Origin of the sequence: Gillisia marina (assembly GCF_000258765.1) — a bacterium.
In the GTDB taxonomy this organism is placed as follows: domain Bacteria; phylum Bacteroidota; class Bacteroidia; order Flavobacteriales; family Flavobacteriaceae; genus Gillisia; species Gillisia marina.
The window spans coordinates 1-5644 of the sequence record NZ_AJLT01000015.1; the positions used below are offsets into that span (position 1 = coordinate 1).

Consider the following 5644-nt stretch of genomic DNA (forward strand, 5'->3'; position numbering starts at 1 on the left):
AATAAGATTAACATATGGGAAATAAACAATAGAAGAATAGTAGATTGAATAATTAACAGCAAATAAGATAGGTTTTTCGCCCCGATTCCAATAAAGGAATCGGGACTGCACTAAGCTTTACGGATTATTAGTACCACTCGGCTATGACATTACTGCCTTTACACCTATGGCCTATCAACGTGGTAGTCTTCCACGGTCCTTTAAAGAAATCTCATCTTGTGGTGGGTTTCGCGCTTATATGCTTTCAGCGCTTATCCCTTCCGAACGTAGCTACCCAGCAATGCTCCTGGCGGAACAACTGGTGCACCAGAGGTTCGTCCAACTCGGTCCTCTCGTACTAGAGTCAGATCCACTCAAATTTCTAACGCCCACTGTAGATAGAGACCGAACTGTCTCACGACGTTCTGAACCCAGCTCGCGTGCCACTTTAATGGGCGAACAGCCCAACCCTTGGGACCTTCTCCAGCCCCAGGATGTGACGAGCCGACATCGAGGTGCCAAACCCCCCCGTCGATGTGAGCTCTTGGGGGAGATCAGCCTGTTATCCCCGGCGTACCTTTTATCCTTTGAGCGATGGCCCTTCCATGCGGAACCACCGGATCACTATGCTCTACTTTCGTACCTGATCGACCTGTATGTCTCTCAGTCAAGCTCCCTTATGCCATTGCACTCTACGCACGGTTACCAAGCGTGCTGAGGGAACCTTTAGAAGCCTCCGTTACTCTTTTGGAGGCGACCACCCCAGTCAAACTACCCACCAAGCATTGTCCTTCCAGTGGAAGTTAGGCTTCAAACAAGTAAAGGGTGGTATTTCAACAATGACTCCACCACACCTGGCGATGCAGCTTCAACGTCTCCCACCTATCCTACACATCACTTGTCCAAAGTCAATACTAAGCTATAGTAAAGGTGCACGGGGTCTTTTCGTCCCACAGCGGGTAATCGGCATCTTCACCGATACTACAATTTCACCGAGCTCATGGCTGAGACAGTGTCCAGATCGTTGCACCATTCGTGCAGGTCGGAACTTACCCGACAAGGAATTTCGCTACCTTAGGACCGTTATAGTTACGGCCGCCGTTTACTGGGGCTTCAATTCAATGCGTCGCCGAAGCTAACATCTCCTCTTAACCTTCCAGCACCGGGCAGGTGTCAGGCCCTATACATCATCTTTCGATTTAGCAGAGCCCTGTGTTTTTGATAAACAGTCGCCTGGACCTCTTCACTGCGGCCCATCCGAAGATGGGCGACCCTTCTCCCGAAGTTACGGGTCGATTTTGCCTAGTTCCTTAGCCATGAATCTCTCGAGCACCTTAGAATTCTCATCCCAACTACCTGTGTCGGTTTACGGTACGGGCTGCCACCACTTGCTTTTCTTGGAAGTCGATTTGCTAGATTATCACGCCGGCCGAAGCTTTTGTGTACTATCGCAGTGTTACCACTTGCTTCAACGTACTATTCCGTCAGTACGCACTAACTTTTCGCCTCCGTCACGTTTAACGTGGGGCAGGTACAGAAATATTAATCTGTTGTCCATCCACTAACCCATTCGGGGTCGCGTTAGGTCCCGACTAACCCTCAGCTGATTAGCATAGCTGAGGAAACCTTAGTCTTTCGGTGTGCGGGTTTCTCGCCCGCATTATCGTTACTTATGCCTACATTTTCTTTTGTAACCAATCCAGCAAGCCTCACGACTCACCTTCAACTTTGTTACAATGCTCCCCTACCACTTATACCCCTAGGGTATAAATCCATAGCTTCGGTAGTATATTTATGCCCGATTATTATCCATGCCGAACCGCTCGACTAGTGAGCTGTTACGCACTCTTTAAATGAATGGCTGCTTCCAAGCCAACATCCTAGCTGTCTGGGCAGTTCAACCGCGTTATTTCAACTTAATATACATTTGGGGACCTTAGCTGATGGTCTGGGTTCTTTCCCTCTCGGACATGGACCTTAGCACCCATGCCCTCACTGCTGATCAACATTTTATAGCATTCGGAGTTTGTCAGGAATTGGTAGGCGGTGAAGCCCCCGCATCCAATCAGTAGCTCTACCTCTATAAAACTTTAAATCAACGCTGCACCTAAATGCATTTCGGGGAGTACGAGCTATTTCCGAGTTTGATTGGCCTTTCACCCCTACCCTCAGGTCATCCCAAGACTTTTCAACGTCAACGGGTTCGGTCCTCCACTATGTGTTACCACAGCTTCAACCTGCCCAAGGGTAGATCACACGGTTTCGCGTCTACCACTACCAACTATACTAGCCCTATTAAGACTCGCTTTCGCTACGGCTCCACCTCTTAAAGGCTTAACCTTGCTGGCAACGGTAACTCGTAGGCTCATTATGCAAAAGGCACGCCGTCACCCCGAAGGGCTCCGACCGCTTGTAAGCGTATGGTTTCAGGATCTATTTCACTCCGTTATTCACGGTTCTTTTCACCTTTCCCTCACGGTACTGGTTCACTATCGGTCTCTCAGGAGTATTTAGCCTTAGCGGATGGTCCCGCCAAATTCATACAGGGTTTCACGTGCCCCGCACTACTCAGGATACTGCTATGGTTTATGATCTTTACTTATACAGGGCTATCACCTTCTTTGGCCAAGCTTTCCAACTTGTTCTAATTCATTACACAACCAATATCGCAGTCCTACAACCCCGGCCTGTCCGTAAACAGACCGGTTTGGGCTAATGCGCGTTCGCTCGCCGCTACTAACGCAATCACTTTTGTTTTCTTCTCCTCCGGGTACTTAGATGTTTCAGTTCCCCGGGTTCGCCTCCTTTACAGGATACTATATCTTCAATATAGTGGGTTGCCCCATTCGGATACCTGCGGATCAATTTGTATGTGCCAATCCCCGCAGCTTTTCGCAGCTTATCGCGTCCTTCTTCGCCTCTGAGAGCCTAGGCATTCCCCATACGCCCTTATTTAGCTTATGTGCTTTTACCTAATTTGCTCAAAATCTATTGCTGCCGATATGCAACAACAAACCTTTTATTATAATTATTCTTTTGCACTTGTAATTTCTTACAAGCACCTAATGTTCTCGTATTCTTTATTTCCCAATATGTCAATGAACGTTTTTCCTATACTAACAACACCTTATCGATGATACCTAAACGAAAAATGCTTGCGCAATCCTGATTGTTTAAAGTACCTATCTCCCTAGTGTCTAAGGAATAGTGGAGAATAACGGAGTCGAACCGTTGACCTCCTGCGTGCAAGGCAGGCGCTCTAGCCAGCTGAGCTAATCCCCCATTTGTTAAGTATTCAGTTATCAGTATTCAGTATCCAGTTTTTATGCTGTGTACTGCGTACCGCGTACTGCGTACTGCAAACTGGTTTTTAACCAACTTCTAAAATTTCCTAGTCTTTTAATGAACATGTTTTCAGTTAACAATTAACAGCTATCAATTAACAATTTTTACATTGTTTACTGATCATTGCTTATTGATCATTGAAAAAAGTAGTCTCAGGCAGACTCGAACTGCCGACCTCTACATTATCAGTGTAGCGCTCTAACCAGCTGAGCTATGAGACTGTTTTTTAGATGTTAGATCGTAGATTTTAGAAGTGAGACTCTTTTAGTCACGCATCTCATATCTCAAATCTAATATCTCATCTCTTTTTTTTAATAATTAAATTGACAAGAATCAAGACCAAAAGCTTCTTTTGAGAACCTTTTGATGTAATTGCGTTTTGCCTTTTAAAACGGCAAAATCTCTAGAAAGGAGGTGTTCCAGCCGCACCTTCCGGTACGGCTACCTTGTTACGACTTAGCCCCAGTTACCAGTTTTACCCTAGGCGGCTCCTTGCGGTGACCGACTTCAGGTACCCCCAGCTTCCATGGCTTGACGGGCGGTGTGTACAAGGCCCGGGAACGTATTCACCGCATCATGGCTGATATGCGATTACTAGCGATTCCAGCTTCACGGAGTCGAGTTGCAGACTCCGATCCGAACTGTGATAGGGTTTGTAGATTCGCTCCTGGTCGCCCAGTGGCTGCTCTCTGTCCCTACCATTGTAGCACGTGTGTGGCCCAGGACGTAAGGGCCGTGATGATTTGACGTCATCCCCACCTTCCTCACAGTTTGCACTGGCAGTCTTGTTAGAGTTCCCGACTTGACTCGCTGGCAACTAACAACAGGGGTTGCGCTCGTTATAGGACTTAACCTGACACCTCACGGCACGAGCTGACGACAACCATGCAGCACCTTGTAAATTGCCCGAAGGAAAAGGTGTTTCCACCCCTGTCAATCTACATTTAAGCCCTGGTAAGGTTCCTCGCGTATCATCGAATTAAACCACATGCTCCACCGCTTGTGCGGGCCCCCGTCAATTCCTTTGAGTTTCATTCTTGCGAACGTACTCCCCAGGTGGGTTACTTATCACTTTCGCTTAGCCACTCAAGATTGCTCCCGAACAGCTAGTAACCATCGTTTACGGCGTGGACTACCAGGGTATCTAATCCTGTTCGCTACCCACGCTTTCGTCCATCAGCGTCAATGACTTATTAGTGATCTGCCTTCGCAATCGGTGTTCTATGTAATATCTATGCATTTCACCGCTACACTACATATTCCAACCACTTCATAAGTATTCAAGAACAACAGTATCAATGGCAATTCTATGGTTGAGCCACAGACTTTCACCGCTGACTGATTGTCCCGCCTACGGACCCTTTAAACCCAATGATTCCGGATAACGCTTGGATCCTCCGTATTACCGCGGCTGCTGGCACGGAGTTAGCCGATCCTTATTCGTAGAGTACCGTCAAGTCCCGACACGTCGGGAGGTTTCTTCCTCTATAAAAGCAGTTTACAACCCATAGGGCCGTCTTCCTGCACGCGGCATGGCTGGATCAGGCTCTCGCCCATTGTCCAATATTCCTCACTGCTGCCTCCCGTAGGAGTCTGGTCCGTGTCTCAGTACCAGTGTGGGGGATCTCCCTCTCAGGACCCCTATCTATCGAAGTCTAGGTAAGCCGTTACCTTACCTACTAACTAATAGAACGCATACTCATCTTGTAGCCATAAATGTTTAATTATAAAATAATGCTATTTCATAATACTATGGGGTATTAATCCAAATTTCTCTGGGCTATCCCCCTCTACAAGGTAGATTGTATACGCGTTACGCACCCGTGCGCCGGTCGTCGGCGGTGCAAGCACCCCGTTACCCCTCGACTTGCATGTGTTAAGCCTGCCGCTAGCGTTCATCCTGAGCCAGGATCAAACTCTTCATCGTTAATTTTTAAATATTGTAACAATTACAAGGTCTGTTTCAAGTATCAAATCTTACGATCTAACACCTACTCAAAATATTCTTCTAGTCTTAATTCTTATTTTTGGTTTCTTCTGCTATTCTTGCGAACAACATTGAAACGCGTTGTCAATTCAATATATCAATGAACATTTCCCATCCGCCCTTACAGGCCATCTTCCCAAAGGGAAGCATCAAATGGATTCTTGTTGAAATAAAAGGAGTCGAACCTCTTTCTTTTATACCCTACCTCGGGATCTCTTTTCAGTAATTATTTGTGAACTTTTACTACCGCTCAAAGCGGCTGCAAATATACAATGCTTTTTCCTTACCAACCAAAACTTTTTTGAAGTTTTTTTTAGATAAAGTTTTTGAGAA

2 tRNA genes and 2 rRNA genes are annotated in these 5644 nt (G+C 46.5%); all 4 read right to left on the bottom strand.

The window, feature by feature from the left end:
• Positions 1 to 106: 106 nt before the first annotated feature.
• A 23S ribosomal RNA gene (locus ON07_RS04520) occupies positions 107 to 2944 on the bottom strand.
• A gap of 243 nt (positions 2945 to 3187) precedes the next feature.
• Positions 3188 to 3261, bottom strand: a tRNA-Ala gene (locus tag ON07_RS04525).
• A 210-nt stretch (positions 3262 to 3471) separates the two neighbouring features.
• Positions 3472 to 3545 (bottom strand) — tRNA-Ile (locus tag ON07_RS04530).
• A gap of 186 nt (positions 3546 to 3731) precedes the next feature.
• A 16S ribosomal RNA gene (locus ON07_RS04535) occupies positions 3732 to 5251 on the bottom strand.
• Together the 16S and 23S rRNA genes with 2 tRNA genes alongside form the textbook arrangement of a ribosomal RNA operon.
• Positions 5252 to 5644: the final 393 nt, after the last annotated feature.